At 66.4% G+C, this 16,588-nt stretch carries 13 protein-coding genes; 4 read left to right on the forward strand and 9 right to left on the reverse strand.

From position 1 onward, the window contains the following. Positions 1-7: 7 nt before the first annotated feature. Positions 8-664 (reverse strand): gamma carbonic anhydrase family protein, encoded by a 657-nt coding sequence (locus SH602x_RS06970; protein ID WP_479476098.1) that lies wholly within the window; start codon positions 662-664, stop codon positions 8-10. A 456-nt stretch (positions 665-1,120) separates the two neighbouring features. On the opposite strand from SH602x_RS06970, the gene SH602x_RS06975 reads away from it, so the two are divergent. Further along, a complete protein-coding gene (locus tag SH602x_RS06975; RefSeq protein ID WP_479476099.1) occupies positions 1,121-3,658 on the forward strand; it encodes a COG1361 family protein in 2,538 nt (845 codons plus the stop codon). A 38-nt stretch (positions 3,659-3,696) separates the two neighbouring features. After that, a complete protein-coding gene (locus tag SH602x_RS06980; protein ID WP_479476100.1) occupies positions 3,697-4,185 on the forward strand; it encodes a GNAT family N-acetyltransferase in 489 nt (162 codons plus the stop codon). Positions 4,186-4,190: 5 nt separating this feature from the next. Here SH602x_RS06980 and SH602x_RS06985 read toward each other — a convergent pair whose 3' ends face one another. From SH602x_RS06985 to SH602x_RS07010, 6 genes are all read right to left on the reverse strand, one after another. After that, positions 4,191-5,870: an HTTM domain-containing protein gene (locus SH602x_RS06985; protein WP_479476101.1), complete on the reverse strand. Its 1,680-nt coding sequence runs from the start codon at positions 5,868-5,870 to the stop codon at positions 4,191-4,193. Next, complete coding sequence (gene tsaD / locus SH602x_RS06990) at positions 5,797-6,840, reverse strand: tRNA (adenosine(37)-N6)-threonylcarbamoyltransferase complex transferase subunit TsaD (protein WP_479476102.1); 1,044 nt, start codon at positions 6,838-6,840, stop codon at positions 5,797-5,799. Before tsaD ends, SH602x_RS06985 begins: the two co-directional genes overlap by 74 nt. A gap of 186 nt (positions 6,841-7,026) precedes the next feature. Then, positions 7,027-7,710: a hypothetical protein gene (locus SH602x_RS06995; RefSeq protein ID WP_479476103.1), complete on the reverse strand. Its 684-nt coding sequence runs from the start codon at positions 7,708-7,710 to the stop codon at positions 7,027-7,029. 605 nt (positions 7,711-8,315) lie between these two features. Further along, complete coding sequence (locus SH602x_RS07000) at positions 8,316-9,110, reverse strand: hypothetical protein (RefSeq protein ID WP_479476104.1); 795 nt, start codon at positions 9,108-9,110, stop codon at positions 8,316-8,318. Between the two features lie 520 nt (positions 9,111-9,630). After that, on the reverse strand, positions 9,631-10,056 hold the full coding sequence (locus SH602x_RS07005) for a hypothetical protein (RefSeq protein ID WP_479476105.1): 426 nt from the start codon (positions 10,054-10,056) through the stop codon (positions 9,631-9,633). A gap of 72 nt (positions 10,057-10,128) precedes the next feature. Next, positions 10,129-11,016 carry a DUF1559 family PulG-like putative transporter gene (locus tag SH602x_RS07010; protein WP_479469270.1) on the reverse strand — a complete coding sequence of 296 codons (888 nt, stop codon included), beginning with the start codon at positions 11,014-11,016 and terminating at the stop codon, positions 10,129-10,131. Between the two features lie 300 nt (positions 11,017-11,316). On the opposite strand from SH602x_RS07010, the gene ilvA reads away from it, so the two are divergent. Further along, positions 11,317-12,837, forward strand: coding sequence for a threonine ammonia-lyase, biosynthetic (gene ilvA / locus SH602x_RS07015; protein WP_479476106.1), 1,521 nt, complete (start codon positions 11,317-11,319; stop codon positions 12,835-12,837). A gap of 50 nt (positions 12,838-12,887) precedes the next feature. Here ilvA and SH602x_RS07020 read toward each other — a convergent pair whose 3' ends face one another. Then, positions 12,888-15,401, reverse strand: a complete 2,514-nt coding sequence (locus SH602x_RS07020) for a hypothetical protein (protein ID WP_479476107.1) — start codon at positions 15,399-15,401, stop codon at positions 12,888-12,890. Positions 15,402-15,597: 196 nt separating this feature from the next. Here SH602x_RS07020 and SH602x_RS07025 point away from each other — a divergent pair, with 196 nt between their 5' ends. Beyond that, a complete protein-coding gene (locus SH602x_RS07025) occupies positions 15,598-16,017 on the forward strand; it encodes a hypothetical protein (protein ID WP_479476108.1) in 420 nt (139 codons plus the stop codon). Between the two features lie 344 nt (positions 16,018-16,361). Here the strand turns inward: SH602x_RS07025 and SH602x_RS07030 are convergent, their stop codons facing one another. After that, positions 16,362-16,559: a cold-shock protein gene (locus tag SH602x_RS07030; protein ID WP_479469274.1), complete on the reverse strand. Its 198-nt coding sequence runs from the start codon at positions 16,557-16,559 to the stop codon at positions 16,362-16,364. Positions 16,560-16,588 lie beyond the last annotated feature (29 nt).

Raw genomic sequence — 16,588 nt, forward strand, 5'->3', positions numbered from 1 at the left:
AGGCTTCTTAGCGGTCGCTTCGACGGGCACGCTTGCGGGTGCGTGCCGACTTGGCGTTCGGAGCGGGGCGAGAGCGAGGCGGCTCGTGCGCGGGCGAAGCCGAGCGCTTCGTCCGCGGGATCTCCGCCGCTCGCGAATCGTCGCGTTGGATGCAGACCCCCGCGACGAGGTTCCGCGCGATCTCGCGGTAGTGGTCCGCCGCTTCGCGGATCCGCTGGGTCAGGGCCTCGTCGACCGGGCGGATCAGCTTCGCAGGCGAACCCCACACGAGCCAGCCGGGCGGAACGTCCATATCTTCCGGGACCAGCGACCCCGCGGCGACGAAGCTGCCCGAGCCGATCCGGGCGTGATTCAGCACGACCGCCCGCATCCCGATCAGCACGTCGTCCTCGACGATGGCGCCGTGAACGATGGCGCCGTGCCCGATCGTGACCCGGTCGCCCAGGCGGCAGGGAACGCCGGCGTTCGTGTGCAGCAGCGACAGATCCTGCACGTTGGTTCCGTCGCCGATCTCGATCAACTCCAGGTCGCCCCGCACGACCGCGCCGTACCAGATCGACGATTCCGTTCCGACGCGGACGCGACCGACGACGTCGGCGCTCGGCGCGATCCAGGCCTCGGGCGAGATCAGTTCCGGATGCGGAGAGAGATCGAACTCGAACACGGCAGCGCCTTCGTCCGCGAGGTTCTGATTCGTCTTGTAGGGCTGGCGCCCTCGCCTGCCATCGCAGCGGCAATCAGCCCTCCCGGCAGGCGAGGGCGCCCGCCCTACAGCCCAGGAGAATCGGAGCGTTCCGCCGACGCTCCGTCTCCTCATCTTCCGGCGCTCGCACGTCGGATGCGACCCAAAAATCGACGTCGCCGCTCGTCTTCCTGAAAAGCCCGGATGGGATTCGTCCGTCAGAACCGATCCGCTCGGCACAGAGCGCCCGACCCCGTCGCTTTTCCTGAACGTTCACGTTCGCTTTTCGCCACGTAGCCAGTACCCGGGTGCTAGGTTTGCCCCGGACGGCAGATTCTGCCTGGTCGCAAGCTTCGTCGATCGACGACGGAGCGTCACGACGCTTTTCAGGGACGACCGCGGAACGAGAAACCTTCCGCGCGTCGCAGGAACGGATCGATGGATCGCTCGTTCGCATTCAGACAGCTTCGCGGTCGGCTCGTCCGATTCGCTGCGCTGTCGGTCTGCGGACTCTTCTCGCTCGCCGGCTGCGCGAATCTCTCGGTGCCCCAGATCGATCCGTCGGGTCAGCGGATCTTCACGGGCAACAGCACTCCGCTCTCCGGCTGTCTTTTCCCGACGCCCAACCCCGCCTTTCAGCCCGCCCCGGAACTCCCCTACTGCCCCGACCCGAACGCGCCGATGGTCGCGACGACGACCATTCCGCCGGCGACCTCTTCGGGCCACGTCGATCCGCGTTCGAATCAGACCGTCCTCCTGGATCCGGCGCAGGTCGTCGCGCCGGTCGGTACCGAGGTCGTCCTGAAGGCCGGACTGTGCGGCGCGGACGGACGCCTGGCCAGTCGCGAACGACTGGAATGGATCCTCGAACCGACGAGCGTCGGGCACTTCGTCGAGGTCGGCGACGACGCGTGCGACGTGTTCGACTTCTTCTCGTCGGAACGGCGCAGCCGGAAGGTCGACGCGGACTACGCCTTGGGTCGCACGACCGGCGCCCAGGACGTGCTCACCCGCGGCACTGCCAACGTCGCCGACGACATCGCGCTCAAGAACGGCGAAGGCTGGATCAGCGTCAGTTCGCCGATCGAGGGCGTCAGCCGCGTAACCGTCCTCGCTCCCGAATCGGAGCAGATGGGCCAGCGTCAGCAGACGGCGTCGATCTACTGGGTCGATGCCGCCTGGACGTTTCCGTCTCCCGGCGGAAGCTCCGCGGGTCAGCCTTTTCCGCTCACCACGGCGCTGCGACGTGCGTCGACCGGGACGCCGCTGGCCGGATGGATCGTGCGGTACGAGGTGGTCGGCGGAGCGCCTGCCGGATTCGGCCCGCAGCGCCAGCAGGGCGCCCAGGTCATCAGCGACGCGAACGGCATCGCGACCGCGGAGCTTGTTCCGGCGGACGCGACGAGCGGCGCGACGCAGGTGCTGGTCTCGATCGTGCGGCCCCCCTCTCCGGACGGAACCGTCGCGGAGATCAGCGTCGCGCAGGCGGTTACCACCGTCTCGTGGTCGGCGCCCAATCTCACCATCGGCGTCACAGGTCCGGGGGAAGTGCAGGCCGGAGCGCCGTTCGATATGAACGTGACCGTCGGCAACCCGGGCGACGTGGCGGCGCGAGGCGTCTCGCTCGCTTACGCCATCCCCGCCGGCGTCGAGATCGTCAGCAGCGAACCTGCCGCGAGGCCGTTCGGCGAGCGTGCCGAGTGGGCGCTGGGCGACGTTCCCGCCGGCGGATCGCAGACGATTCGCGTCAGCGCCCGGGCGACCGTCGGCGGCGAACTCCGAAGCTGCTTCGTCGCGACCAGCCAGGACGGCCTGAGAGCCGAACAATGCCTCGCCACGCGGGTGCAGGTCCAGGCTCTTCAGGTGCGAATCACCAGCCCCGGATCGGTCGCGGTCGGCAGCGACGCGATCTTCCAGATCTCCGTCACCAACGCGTCCGATGCGCCGGTGCAGAACGTCGAACTGGTCGACCAGTTCGGCCCCGGCCTGCGAAACGAGCGGGGCACGCCCCTGCGAGCGTCGATCGGAACGTTAGAGCCGCGAGCGACGAAGCAGATCCCGCTGACGTTCACGGTCCTCGCGGAAGGCGAGCAGTGCCACGAAGTGCAGGTCTCCGGAGCCGGCGGCCAGTTCGCCTCCGCCCGAGGCTGCGTCGTGGGAACGCCTGCCCCGATCCAGGTCGCGCCGCGCATGTCGATCGACGTGGCGGGTCCCGCGACCGCCCGCGTCGGAGAGGACGCCGACTTTACCTTCGCCGTCTACAACACGGGCGGCGTGCCGCTGACCGACGTGAGGATCGTGGTCACGATCGATCCGTCGTTGCAGCCGACCGATGCGACGCCTGGCCAGCAACGGCTCGAGAGCGGCGCGGGCTACTACTGGATCATTCCGCGCATCGAACCGCAGGCGAACGCCGCCGTGGCCATCCGCTCCCGATGCGTCAGCGTCGATGCCGACGCCCGACAATCGGTCGAGGTAACGACCCGCGAAGGAACGTCCGACCGACGCGAACTCGTCACCGTCATCTCCCCGGCCGCCCCGGCGGCGCCCCCTGCATCGACCTTTCCGCTGCAACCACAGACCGGGGGACTCGTTCCCTCGGCCAATCAGGGGTCGGGCATCGCGGCGACGTTCACCGACCAGTCCGATCCGATCCGCGTCGGCGAGGTCCAGACCTTCCTGCTGACTCTGCGCAACGAAGGCAGCGTGGACGAGGAAGGGGTCGTCGTGCGAATCGAGTTTCCGCCTGGACTGCGTTACGAGCGGACCTCTTCGTCGCCCGTGCAGCCGACCGTCGTCGCGCAGAACGGGATCGAGTACGCGGCGTTCCGCATGCCTGCGGGAGACTCGCCTCCGCCGTTCCGCATCCAAGCGACCGCCGTCTCTTCCGGTATGCACGAAGTCCGCGTCACGGTCTTCACGCAGACCGATCGCGCCGGCAAGGTCTTCACCGAAACCACCACGGTCTCGCAATAGCGCGAACCTGCGGCTGGCAAGCGCTATCTTCTCCGTCGATGAGCGCTCGCCCGTCAGGTTGCCGGATCATCGATTCCTCGGCCGATCCCGAGGCCGGCGCGGCCCTCGTGAAGAAGTGGCTGCGCGAGTTCAACCTGACGGCGAACGGGCCGTTCATTGAGAAGATCGCCCAGCCGGAGTTCGCCGTGCAGGATCTGGCGCTGACCGCGCAGACAGGATCGGCGATCGTGGGCGGTCTGCTCGGCGAGACGCAACTCGCGTGGCTGCGGATCTCGATCATGGCCGTCGATCCCGGCTACCGATCCTGCGGCATCGGCTCGGCGTTGCTCGATCGGGCTGAGCGGGTCGCCGTCGAACGAGGGTGTCGCTATGCCTTCGTCGACACGATGGAGTATCAGGCGCCCGACTTCTACCGCCGCTGCGGATACTCCGTCGCGGGGCGGATCTCCGACTGGGACTCGCACGGGCACGCGAAGTTCTACTTCACGAAGCGGCTCGCCTCATCGGACGCGCTGCCCGCGGCCTGAACGATTCACTCGGGCCGTTCGAGCGCCTTCAGGAGATCCGCAACGTCTCCTTCGGGATCCTCTCCGGCCAACTCTTCGCCGTACAGATCGTCCCAGTCGATGCGGGCGAGCAGCTTCTGCGTAACGGGTTGATCGGCCTGAGGCGAACCGTCGCGAGCGAGAGGCTGCGTCAACCAGTAGAGGTCGAGCGAAAAAATCTGCTCCTCGTCGCCGTGCGTCTCGTTCCAGCGACGCGCCATCGCGAGAGCCGCCTCGGGAGCGTGCCTGTCGTCCGGCGGGTTGCCGATGTTATTGAAGAATTTCCGCCAGCGATCGGTCGGGAACATGCCGCGGAGATTCTCAGGGCGCGAGAAGTCAGGCGGCCCTTCGCGAAACAGGATGTTCCGCTTCTCCCCGTTCATCAGCGTGGCGTGCGCTGCGGCCCAACCTTCGTACCGCGGCCCGAACTGAAACATGTTCCAGCGCTGATGGAGCCCGAACAGAAAGCCGAAGCCGTCCAACTGCGAAGGCAGCACGACGGCGAAGCCTTCGTAGCCCCGTTCGTCCCTCACGTTGCGAACGTTCCACAGCAGCACGTAAACCAGGAACACCCCGGCCGCGACGCCGCGGATCGATTCGCTCACGACGAACGATCGAGTCCAGGGCGCGTTCGAAACGCTCGCCTTCAGCGCCGGAATGAGCTTCGCCGCACGCTCCCACGCCGCCGTCGGGAGCAGCGCGATGAGCCCGCTCCAGCAGATGTACGAAAAGTAGCCGATCCACATCAGGATCTCGATCGGAAGATGAAAGCCGGCGAACACGGCGACGATGCCGAAGCGCACGAGCGTCTGCACGGTCGGCAGAGACGCCGCCAGGCGCGACCTGATCCCGAACGCCCGCTCGCACGGCCACAGGAGCAGGCGAGCGACTCCCGGCGCGAACCAGAGGAGCGGCAGATACGTTTCGACGAGCGGCGTCGCCAGCGTGCCGGCCCAGGTGAGGCCCGTGAACCGGACGAACCATTCGCCGGCAGGTCGGTTATAGGTCTCGAGGCGCAACGCCCAGTCGAGCGCCTCGCCCGAGAGCCAGTCCTGGTTCCACTTGAAGAAGCCGGCGAAGAAGTACAGCACCAGCATCTGCAGGACGAGCGCCGCCGTCGCGGGCGAAACGACCGTCGTACGTCGGGGGGGAGACTTTCGCAGCTTCGCGTCGAGCGACCATGTCTCTCCGATAGGGAGAAACATGCTCCAGAACAGGAGCGAACGAATCAGCGCGTCGCCGCCGTTCAGCACCAGCGGTGCGCGGTTGTGCAGCGACAGCAGAAGGACCCAGACCAGGAAGGCGCTGGTCCGGGATCGATACCCGAAGATCAGCGTCGCAGTGACGAACAGATGCACGACCATCACGAAGGTCGCCCACTCGCTCGATCCGTCCAGGAAGTAGAGCGAATAGTTGACCGGCAAGCGGACCGACGTCCTCGCCGTCTCGCTGGAGAGCAGTCCGCCCCCGGCGTAGAAGACGGGGACGTCCTGGATCCGCCAGGCGATGTCGACGAAGTTGATCAGCCCCAGCCCGATCCGCAGCAGGGCGAGCGAACGAACGTCCAGGCCGAACCAACCCGTGAGGGTTTCGCTAAGCGCGCTGGCGAACGTCGGGACGCGAGAGTCCCGCGAGGACGTCGAGATCGAGATCGTCGTATCGGCCATGCTTCCAGCGTTCGATCGCGACGGCTCCCATCGCCGCGTTGTCCGTGCACCAGTCGGGCGGCGCGACCACGAGGTCGATGCCGCGCGTGGCGCACGCCTCCGTAAGGTTAGCACGCAGCTTACGATTCGCCGCGACTCCTCCGCCGACGCAAAGCCGCTTCAGTCCCGTCCTTTCCGTCGCCTGCACCGATTTCGCCACCAGGCAGTCGATCACCGCGGCCTCGAAACTGGCCGCGACGTCGGCCTTCCGCTGCTCGGGAATCACGAGTTGCCCGAAATCGACGTGACCCGGGCCGGCGATCTCGTAGCGAACCGCCGTCTTCACGCCGGAGAAGCTGAAATCGAGGCGTTCCTCGTGCAGGAACGACCGCGGAAAGCGGTAAGCCTTCGGATCGCCGGTCTCGGCAAGTCGCGACAGCGCCGGTCCGCCCGGGAACGGCAGGCCCAGCATGCTGGCGACCTTGTCGAACGCCTCCCCCGCGGCGTCGTCGATCGTTCCGCCCAGCGGGACGAAATTCAGCGGATCGTCGCAGCGGTACAGATGCGTATGTCCGCCCGAAACGACCAGTCCGACGCACGGAAAAACGTCGCGTCCCGCCGCCATGCGGCAGGCATAGATGTGGGCATGCAGATGATCGACGCCGATCAGCGGTACGCCCAGTCCGAGAGCGAGCCCCTTCGCCACCGACACGCCGACCAGCAGCGACCCGGCGAGTCCCGGTCCGTTCGCGACCGCCACAGCCGACAAGTCCCGCTTCTGGATCCCCGCGTTACGCAACGCTTCGTCGATGACCGGAAGCGCTCGCTCCAGATGGGCCCGCGCGGCGATCTCCGGGACGACCCCCTGAAACTTCGCGTGCAAGTCGGTCTGCGTCGCGACGACCGACGAAAGGACGCGCCGATCGGCGTCGATCACCGCCGCCGCGGTTTCGTCGCATGTCGATTCGATCGCGAGAAGGTAGGTCGTCATGCCGCCGCCGTTACGCACCGATGGGGAGCCGAGTTGCCGTCCGGATTGTACGCGTTAAGCAGAAACGCGGACGGATCGACGAAGGAGCGATCAGCGCACGAAAAAACCGGCGTCGAACAAGTCGATGCCGGTTTACAAGATCGAGTCGCGACAGGCTGCGTTCGAAGAACGCGGCCCGCATCGAAACTAGAGGGCCGGAGCTTCCGCGGGGGCTTCTTCAGCCGGGGCTTCGGGAGCGGCTTCCGGAGCCGGAGCGGGCGCATCCGAAGCTTCGGGGGCCGGGGCCGGAGCTTCCGGGGCGGCTTCAGGAGCCGGAGCCTCGGGAGCGGCTTCCGGGGCCGGAGCTTCCGGAGCGGCGGGCGCTTCCGGAGCGGCCGGGGGTTCCGGAGCGGCGGGCGCTTCCGGAGCGGGCGGCATCGGCTCGGTCGCGGGGACCGGAACTTCAGCCGGGGTCGGCTCCGTGCTGGCGGGCGGGGGAGGAACCGAATCGTCGCCGGCCGGGGTCGGCTCGGAAACGGCGGCGCCTTCCGAAACCACCGCGCCGCCGCTGCAGCTCGCGCAACCGGTCGAAACCGGAGCCGAATCGCAGCAACCCGTCGAGACGGGGGCCGAATCGCAGCAGCCGGCGGCAACCGGAGCCGAGTCGCAGCAACCGGTCACGACCGGAGCCGAATCGCAGCAGGACGAGGCGCGATGACCGTGGTGGCCGCCGAACAGGCCGCCGCCGTGATGGCTGCCGCAGCAGCTATGTCCGCGATGGCCGCCGAACAGGCCGTGACGAGCCTGCGCTTCTTGCTGCGGTCCGACCAGCAAGGCGACGGCAGCGAGCGCCGCGACGGCCAGGCCGCCACGAATCAGGGAAGTAACCATTACCGTCAATCTCCGAGACAGGACGAGAGCGATCGCTCCAACGTGGAAGATCGCTGACCAGAACGCGCAGTGCGCGAAACTAGGTAGAGTGTACCGGCTACGAAGCTCGTGGCAACTGCGTCGGATGCAAAGAAATTTCTCGCTTCCGGAGTGGCCGACGCCGCTCTCGCAACCGTGAAAAAGGATCGAAAAGTCCGGTTCCGCAGGCTTCGCCGCCTTGCAGTCTTCCGAACCATAGTCCGATTTCACCCCTTGGGCAGCCTCGGGACGGCATTTTTCCGCGCTTCCCCTCCTGCTGCGGGAGGCGGTCGCGGATGGCGCGAACGTAGAGGACGAACCTGTTTTGTCATTCGGGCTCCTCGGGTCGGTGTGCCATCCCCACATCTCCGAAGGAAGGGTGGGCATGCTTCAGGGCTGCCCGAACCTTGCATGGCCGCCCTGCTGGCGCGATGTGGGCATGGCACGCATGACAGCGGAGCCTGCTCGCACCAGTCGAAGCGCCGGCGTTGGATAAGCCCCGAACCAAATCGAAAAAGCCGCTCCGCCAAAAATTGGCTGAGCGGCTTTCGTCGTTTGAATGGCTCGTAGCGTCGCGCGAGTTCCGCTTAGCGAAGCGATCCGCCGACGGCGCCTGTTTCCGTCTGCGGGCCGGCGCCTGCGGGCGTCGACGAATCGAACTGCAGCGACGAACCGCCCAGTGCGTTGGCGGAGTCCGCCGGCGCCGTCGCCGGGGGGAGCGTCGCGCCGAAGTTCGCCGAAGCGCTGGCTCCCGCGGGAGCCGTGCCGGCGCCCGGAGCGGTTCCGTTCGCGGAAGCCATCGTCGCCTGCTGAGCCGAGACGGCCGCCTGGGCCAGCGCAGCTTCCGCTTCCGTGATCGTCTTGATCATCGCTTCGATGTCTTCGAAGCTCAGCATCAGATCGCTGTCGGCGCCGAACTCCGTGATCATTCCGCTGATCCGCCACTCGCCGGCGTCGGGCTTCAGCATCCAGATGATGTTGTACGTGGCCGCTTCCGTCTCGCTGACCGGTTCGGTCCAGTCGCTGGAGACGAACGCTTCGCCGTTCTGAAAGGCGGTCTCGACGATCGTGAACTTCGCGTTCGGCGATCCGGGCGGCTGGACCTTCCAGTCGTGAGCCGCCGTTTCCTTCCGCGACTTGTCGGTCAGCAGGGCCTCGGCGCCGGCGCTGTCGCCTGCCTGCAGGGCCTTGAGAAAGCGCTCGACCACGACGGTCGGCTCTTCCGCGTTCGCGGCCACCTTCCCCGTCGCAGCCGATCCAGAGCCGCCCGCGGCAGCGCCGCCGGTCGTGGAATCGCCTGCCGTGGTCGCAGCGGGCTGACCGCCGCAACCGATCGTTCCCGCGAGCACGCACACCGAAAGACCCAGCAGCCAACGCTTCATGATCGGGAACTCCCTTTCCGCGAATCTGATCTCGCGCGGGGGTCCCGGAACGGCTGCCGTGCCGTCGCGCTGCGAACGCCCGCGAATCGACGGGCAATGTCCCTGAAGCGGGGCGAACCGGTCAAGAGCGAATCGACCGTCTCCAGGCTCGGGAGCGCACCTTGCGTTTCGCGACCGGCATCGGCGGTCGCGAACAGTACAGAGTCATTTCACGACGCGTCGTCAGTTTCGGCGAACTGCATGACCCGGGTGGCCCGGGTTGCTCGTCAATCCGGGCCTTGCCGGTAGATTAGGGGCCAGCCGCAAGAGGCCGTCAGCGGCGGACGGAATCAAGCTCCGCGGCCGGCCTTGGATCCTCTTGTCGAACTTCGTTCGACCGGGATTGCAAGCAATCCGGGCCACCCAGACTCATGCGTGCAAACCGCATGGTGCGCTCCGGACTCGGCTTATCCGCCCACCGAAGGTCCGCTCCGCGGCGACGTCAGCCTGTCCGCCGCTCCGATCTCGCGCCCCGCCGTCCTCAGTACTTCGCGACGTCGATGTCGCCCAGGTCGTGTTCTTCCTTATCCGCCGGAATCGTCACGCGGATGGGCGAGGACCCCTTCGCGAACTTTCCTTTGAAGTACTCGGTGGTCTCCTCGCGTTTGAACAGGACGACCTCGTACTCGCCGGGAGCGATGCCCGACCCGGGACCGACGATCAGAAACTTTCCGTCGCCGGTCGCGGCCGTCGACTCGACGCTCCGACCCGCCGGATCGCCGACCGGATGCAGTTCCACCTCGACGATACCGACTCCGATATCCGCTCGCGGCGCCGGAATCGGCTCGCCGTTCTCGACGATCCGCCCCGTCACCATCGTGCCGGGAGGATCGGTCGGACCGCAGCCGACGAGCAGGGCAGAAATCGCGAGAACGACGGCGGAGAGCGTAACGTGGCGGAGAGTCATAGGAGTCGTGCGATAGGTCGGGCGACGGGAGGACGGACGAATCAGGGAATCGCTTCGCAGGTTGCGACGCTATTACGGCGCCTGGGCCGCGATCCCGTCGTTGCGTCCGCCGATCGCCTGGAACGTGGCCAGATCGATCACGAACGACACGGAACGGACGCTTCCGTCTCCGAACATGGCCTGAAAAATGCCCGGGTGCGAGGAGCCGAAACGCTGCTGTCCGTCGCCGGAGGGGGCCGAGTAATCGCGGGCCGGGATCGCGTTGCAATGGCGAATGACGTCGTGGTCCCAGCCGGAAGAGTAGCCTTCGTTGTCGTCGCTCTGGTACTGGCCGAGGTTCCTGATGTTCATGCGCTTCTCTCCGATGAACATCGTGTTCGACAGGCCGTCGATCACGCCCGCGAATCCGATGACGTTGCCCGTCTGGTCGTTGTTCGTCTGCACGATCGCGCCGTTCGAACCCGTCCCCTGGCAGGCGGCATAGTCCGTCTGGCCATGAGCGAACGTTCCGCTGATGCCGGCGTACCAGCTAGCCGTCGGGGCATGCGCCTTCGCGCCGCGACGGGACGGGCAATAGAGCCCGGGAATCGCCGCGGCGATGATGGCCCGCTGCTTGTCCGCGAGAACCGTCTGGCCTGCCCCCTCCCACACGGCGTTCTGTTCCATGAACGGCAGGATCTGATACCCCCAGCCGCAACGCTGCCGCGGAGCGATCTCGGGCGAGCCGCTGGCCGTGAAATCGGGCGGGAAGTCCCAGTGCGGTCCGCCGCTGGGAATGATCTTGAACGTGTCGTGGTGGTTGTGAACCGCGATCCCGATCTGCTTCAGATTGTTGGAGCAGCTCGAGCGATTCGCCGCTTCGCGTGCGGCCTGCACGGCGGGAAGCAGCAGGGCCACCAGCACGCCGATGATCGCGATGACCACCAGCAATTCCACGAGCGTGAATGCGGAGCGTTTCATGGGAGGAATCCGTGAAAAGAGGGCGGACGCGGACGTCGCCTGTCAAAAGGCGCGCGGCAGCGTCGGCGAAACGAAGAGTCGCGAGAAAATCAGATAAGTCAGAAGAGATCGTCGGCAGGATCGTAGTCCGACGGCGCGGATTCATGACCCGTCCCGCCGAAAATTTCGGGTTCTCCACGAGAAACGCCGCAACTTTCGGGCGAATGCAGAATCTGCCGCTCACCCCCTACTTTATCCCGATGAAGGGCGCCTGCGAAGATGCAATCTGCGGAAAGACGAGCCTGGCGATCGGAACGGTGGATGGATTCGAATCTTGCGGATTATCTTCAGGGGATCCTCACCGCCCGCGTCTATGACGTGGCCATCGAATCGCCGCTGGAACTGGCGCCGAAGCTCTCGGGCCGGCTGGGGAATCGCATCTGGCTCAAGCGCGAGGACGTGCAGCCCGTCTTCAGCTTCAAGCTTCGCGGCGCCTACAACCGGATGGCCCGCCTTCCGGCGGAGGTCCTCGCCCGCGGAGTGATCTGCGCCTCCGCTGGCAACCATGCCCAGGGGGTCGCCCTGGCCGCCGACCGCCTGGGATGCCGGGCCGTGATCGTGATGCCGGTCACGACGCCGCGCTTGAAGCTGGAGGCCGTGCGAGCGCGGGGGGGCGAGGTTCTGCTCCACGGCGAGAGCTATTCCGACGCTTACCAGCACGCGCTCGAACTGGCCCAGCGACACGGCTACGCGTTCGTCCACCCCTTCGACGATCCCGACGTGATCGCCGGCCAGGGGACCGTCGCCATGGAGATTCTTCGCCAGCGACAGCGTTCGATCGACGCGATCTTCGTCGCCGTCGGCGGCGGAGGTTTGATCTCCGGCGTGGCCGCGTACGTAAAAGCGGTGCGACCCGAGATCAAGATCGTCGGCGTGCAGATGACCGACTCCGACGCCATGCTGCGCTCCGTTCGCGCGGGCGAACGCATTCGCCTCGACGACGTCGGACTCTTCTCCGACGGCACCGCGGTCAAGCAGGTGGGCGAAGAGACGTTTCGCCTGGCGCAGAAGTACGTGGACGACTTCGTCGTGGTCGACGCCGACGCCGTCTGCGCCGCGATCAAGGACGTCTTCGAAGACACCCGCAGCATCCTCGAACCGGCCGGCGCGATGGGCGTCGCCGGACTGAAGGCCTATGCGAACGATCACGGAATCGAGGATCAGGATCTGATCGCGATCACGTGCGGCGCGAACATGAACTTCGACCGCCTGCGCTTCGTCGCCGAGCGGGCCGAAGTGGGCGAGGACCGCGAGGCGCTCTTCGCCGTCACGATCCCCGAAGAACGAGGCAGCTTCGTCCGCCTGTGCCAGCTCTTCGGCCAGCGGAGCGTGACCGAGTTCAGCTATCGCATCTCGGACGAACGCGATGCGCATGTCTTCGTCGGCCTGGCCGTCGCCGATCGCGGAGAAGCGAACGCCGTCCGCGACTCGCTGGCGGAGCGCGGCTTCGCCGCCGTCGATCTGGTCGACGACGAACTGTCGAAGCAGCACATCCGCTACATGGTCGGCGGAAGAACTCGCCTGGCCAGGGACGAGCGGCTCTACCGGTTCCAGTTTCCCGAACGGCCCGGCGCCCTGATGCGGTTCCTGTCTACCATGTCGCCGAGCTGGAACATCAGCCTGTTCCACTATCGCAATCAGGGCGCCGACTACGGCAGCATCCTCGTCGGTCTGCAGACGCCCGCGAGCGAGCGTCGCGCCTTTCAGGCGTTTCTCGACGCGCTCGCCTACCCCTACGTCGACGAGACGGAAAACCCTGTCTACCGGCTGTTCTTGAGATAGCGCCGGCCTGTACGTCGTAGGGCGGGTCAAGACCCACCCTACGGAGGAGATCACCGATACTCGAGCGTCGCCGTCGCGGTGCAGTCGGACTTCGGGATCAGTCGCACCCAGTAGGCCTGAAAACCTTTCGGGAACGCGTGCGTCGCTTCGGCGCCGGCGGGAACGGCGAGCGTCGCGTAAGTCTTCCATAGCCCCGTCCCCGCGATGTCGACCTGCACGTCGAACGCGACCGGCTGCGGCGAGTCGTGCGAGAGCGTCATCCGCTTCGAGTCGTAGCCCGCCATCAGATAGGGGTCGGACGGTTCGCCGGCTTTTACGGCCGAATTCGACCAGGGCCCGCCGACGCCGGTCGGCTGGCCGAGCTTCCACAGGTCGTCGATCGCGCCGAGCCAGACGGCCGCCTCGCCGTCGACGGAACGAACGAGGTGCGGGTCAGCGGTCGCGTCCTTCGCGACGTCGGAGCGCACGCCGGTCATCGCCAGCAATCCGCGCCAGGAGCAATAGTCCTGGATGAAGTACGGATGCGTCGCGATCGGCATGATCTTCGCCATGCCCCCGGCGTTCCGGGCCGGCAGCTCGAAGAATGTCCCCGCCGCCTGGAACAGGTCGCGTTCGGTCGTTGCCTCGCGGCTCGTCCGCTGCAGATCGAACAGTTTCGGATTCTTGCGATAGGCTTCGTTCCCGATCGGGAGGCGATAGCGCTTGCCGTCATCGTCGACGTACAGGACCGAGTTTCCGTCGATCGTCAGGACGTTCTGCGGGAAGGCGACCTTCTCCTCCATGAACTGTTTCTTCGCCTGCGAGTCGACGGCGACGAGATCGAGGTTCGGCTTCAGCTCGTAATAGCCCGTCGCTTCGCTGCCGTCCGCGGAAACTCGCGTCGCGAGAACCTGCATACCGGTCATCGGATCGCCGGCTCGCACGCGGCCGCCGACGGCGCGAAGGTCGCCGAGGGCGTGAAGCTCGTCGACCCGCGCCAGCGATCGGAACGCTTCGTCATCGGTCGCCTGATTCTCATCGCCGCGATACTCGAACCACGCCGTCGCCTGGCATGCGGCGTCGGACGTGACGCGGATCCACTCGCCTGGCTCGCTCGCATCGAACGCGACCCAGGCATAACCGGTCGCAGAGACCGTCTCTTCGCGAAGCGGCTTCCAGTTTCCGTCGCCCTGCGCGTCGATCTCGAAGCGGAACGTCACCGGCCGCTTCGCATCGTGCGAGAGATGCACGCCGCGTCGGTCGAAGCCGGCGAAGAGGTAGGCATCGGACGGATCGTTCGCCTCGACCGGTTCTTCGAGCCAGACGGCTCCGCGGCCACGGACCGGGCCGAGCGAATCGAGCTGCGCCGGCTTCAGGAACCAGAGGTTCGACTGCGAATTCGCGGGACCGGCGACTTCGCCCTTGGCTCGCCGGGTGTTGAGAAACTCCGCCTTCGCGGCGTCGTCGCAGCCGAGCACGATCCGGTCCTGCCAGCGGCAGAAGTCGCCCACGATCTTGAGATAGCTCGAACGCGGACGAATGCCGGCGGTCGAGCTTTCGCCGAAGCGCTTCGGAAAGCGCCAGAACTGGCCATGCATCGTCATCAGCAGGTCGTCCTCGCCGATGTCGCGAATGCGCGGCCACTCCGTGTTCCAGCCATGAGCGCCGTCGTACGAGTGACTGCTCTTGGGCAGACGCCGGCTCGTCCATTCGCCGTCGAGTAGCGTCATCAGAATCAGCGAACGGTGGTCCCAGCCGATCGACCAGATCGGGTCGTTCGACGGGTCGGGGTTCCCTTCGATCCCGCCCGGACCGGTCACTTCGGTGAACTGATTCCGGCGGACGACGGTCCAGGCGTCGGCTTCGCCGTCCCAGGTCGCGAGCGCTCCGCTCGGTACGTCGGGTCGCGACTGCGCGGCCGAACCATGCTCGCCGTTGTTCGCGTAGACGATGCGCCCCTGCCCGGAATAAAGCCCCTTCCCGTGGTAGCCGGGGAGGTTCGATTTGCGCCCTTCCGTCAGTTGTTCGTCGCGCCAGAGTTCCGTCGGGGCGAGCGTCTTCACGTCGATCTCGTACAGCCCCTCCTCCATCGTGGCGAGATAGATCTTGCCTGCCGGGTCGGTCAGATGCCGGGCGTTGCCGGTGGGACGACCGTACATCTTCGAATAGGGAATGACACGCACGACGCCGGCGTCATCGATCGCGTAAGGGCCGATGAAGAGCTGCTTCGACTCGGGATGAATCATCCGGTTGGCCGGCGTTCCGCCGACGCTCTCGGGGCGGATCGTCATCGTCAGGTCGTCGGCGATCTCGTAAAGCTTGTCGCTCGATCCCTTCGGCATGTGCGGCGCGTAGGTGACGACCCACAACCGCCCTGCCCACGGCACGACGGCGCCCGTGCCGCACTCGCCTTCGTTATTGAATGCCGCGAGATGCGGATAGATGCCGCTGATCTCCCGACTGCCGGAGGTCTCCGCCGGACGAAGGGGAACGATCGTCGGCGATGATTCCTGAGCGTTAAGTAAAGAGACCGCGCACGCCGCGGCGAGAAGCGAGAAGGCGAAGCGACGGGCGAGCGTGCGCATCGGCGAAGTTCCGGCGACGGAGGAATCGGGAACGGCGGGCGAAGACCCGCCATGATAGTCGCCGACTTCGTCATTCGGCGGTCAACTCGGTAGCGCGACGCCGCGGCATCGCCGCTTCGACGACCGTCGGGTTACTTCGCGGCGACGGCTCGGAATAAGATAACCGCGTGGAGAGACGTCCCTCGCGGAGCAGGTCGTGCGACGAACGCTGATCGGAATTCTGGGTCTTGTCGGCGTCGTCTTCGGACTCGCGACGGGGACGTTCGGCCTTGCCGGCGAATCCGTCGCCTTCTTCGGCAACTCCTGCCTGCGCGTCGGCGTCGTCCTGCTCTGCTGGTCTGCGGCATATCACCAGTTGCAGAGGATCGGCAATACGCTGCCCCTGTGGATCGGCGGCGGAATCGCGTTCCTGGTCTTCGTGCTGGCCGCGTTCAAGAACTCGGTCTACTTCGTGGCGCCGCTGATCGCCCTGCTGGCGGCGATCGGGTGCTTCTGGTGGATGGCCAAGGCGCCGTTCAAGAAGAGGAAGAAGAAGCCCCCCAAGACCGTGACGGGGAAGGTTACGGCACGCGCTGGGCGACGCGAGAAGGTCGCTCCCGACGAACCGGCGTCGTGAGGCGCCTTTCGTTCGCTCGAGCGCCTCGCGGTTTGCAGTCGGCGACGGTTTCCGGGTGGCGCCGGTTGGCTCAACCGGCGCGGGCGCAGCCCGTCGGAGGCCTAGGAGCGAATTCAGCGCAAGGTCGCCGGCCTGCTTCGAGAAGTCGCTTCGAAGGACCCCGGCGGCGAGGATTCCAAGGCGCGACTGAGGCCTCCGATCCGCTGCGCGGACGCCGGTTGAGACAACCAGCGCCACCCACTCGCGACGCAACTCTCAACACCTAGCCGCTCTCCACGGCGCACGAAAAAAGCCGGCGGGGTTTCCGCCGGCTTTCGTGATTCGCGTACTTAGCCGCGTTCGCCTCAGACAGGCTTGACGTTCTCGGCGCGAGCGCCCTTGGGTCCGCGACCCTCGGTGAAGCTCACCCGCTGACCTTCGCGGAGGTCCTCGTAGGCGCAGTCTTCGAGGTTCGAAGCGTGGAAGAAGATATCGCTACCCTTCCCCGTTTCGATGAATCCGAAGCCCTTGTCCGTCAAACGCTTGATCGTACCTTCAGCCATTCCAGCACTCTTCTTTGAAGCGAACGCGC

The organism is Lignipirellula cremea (genome assembly GCF_056501455.1).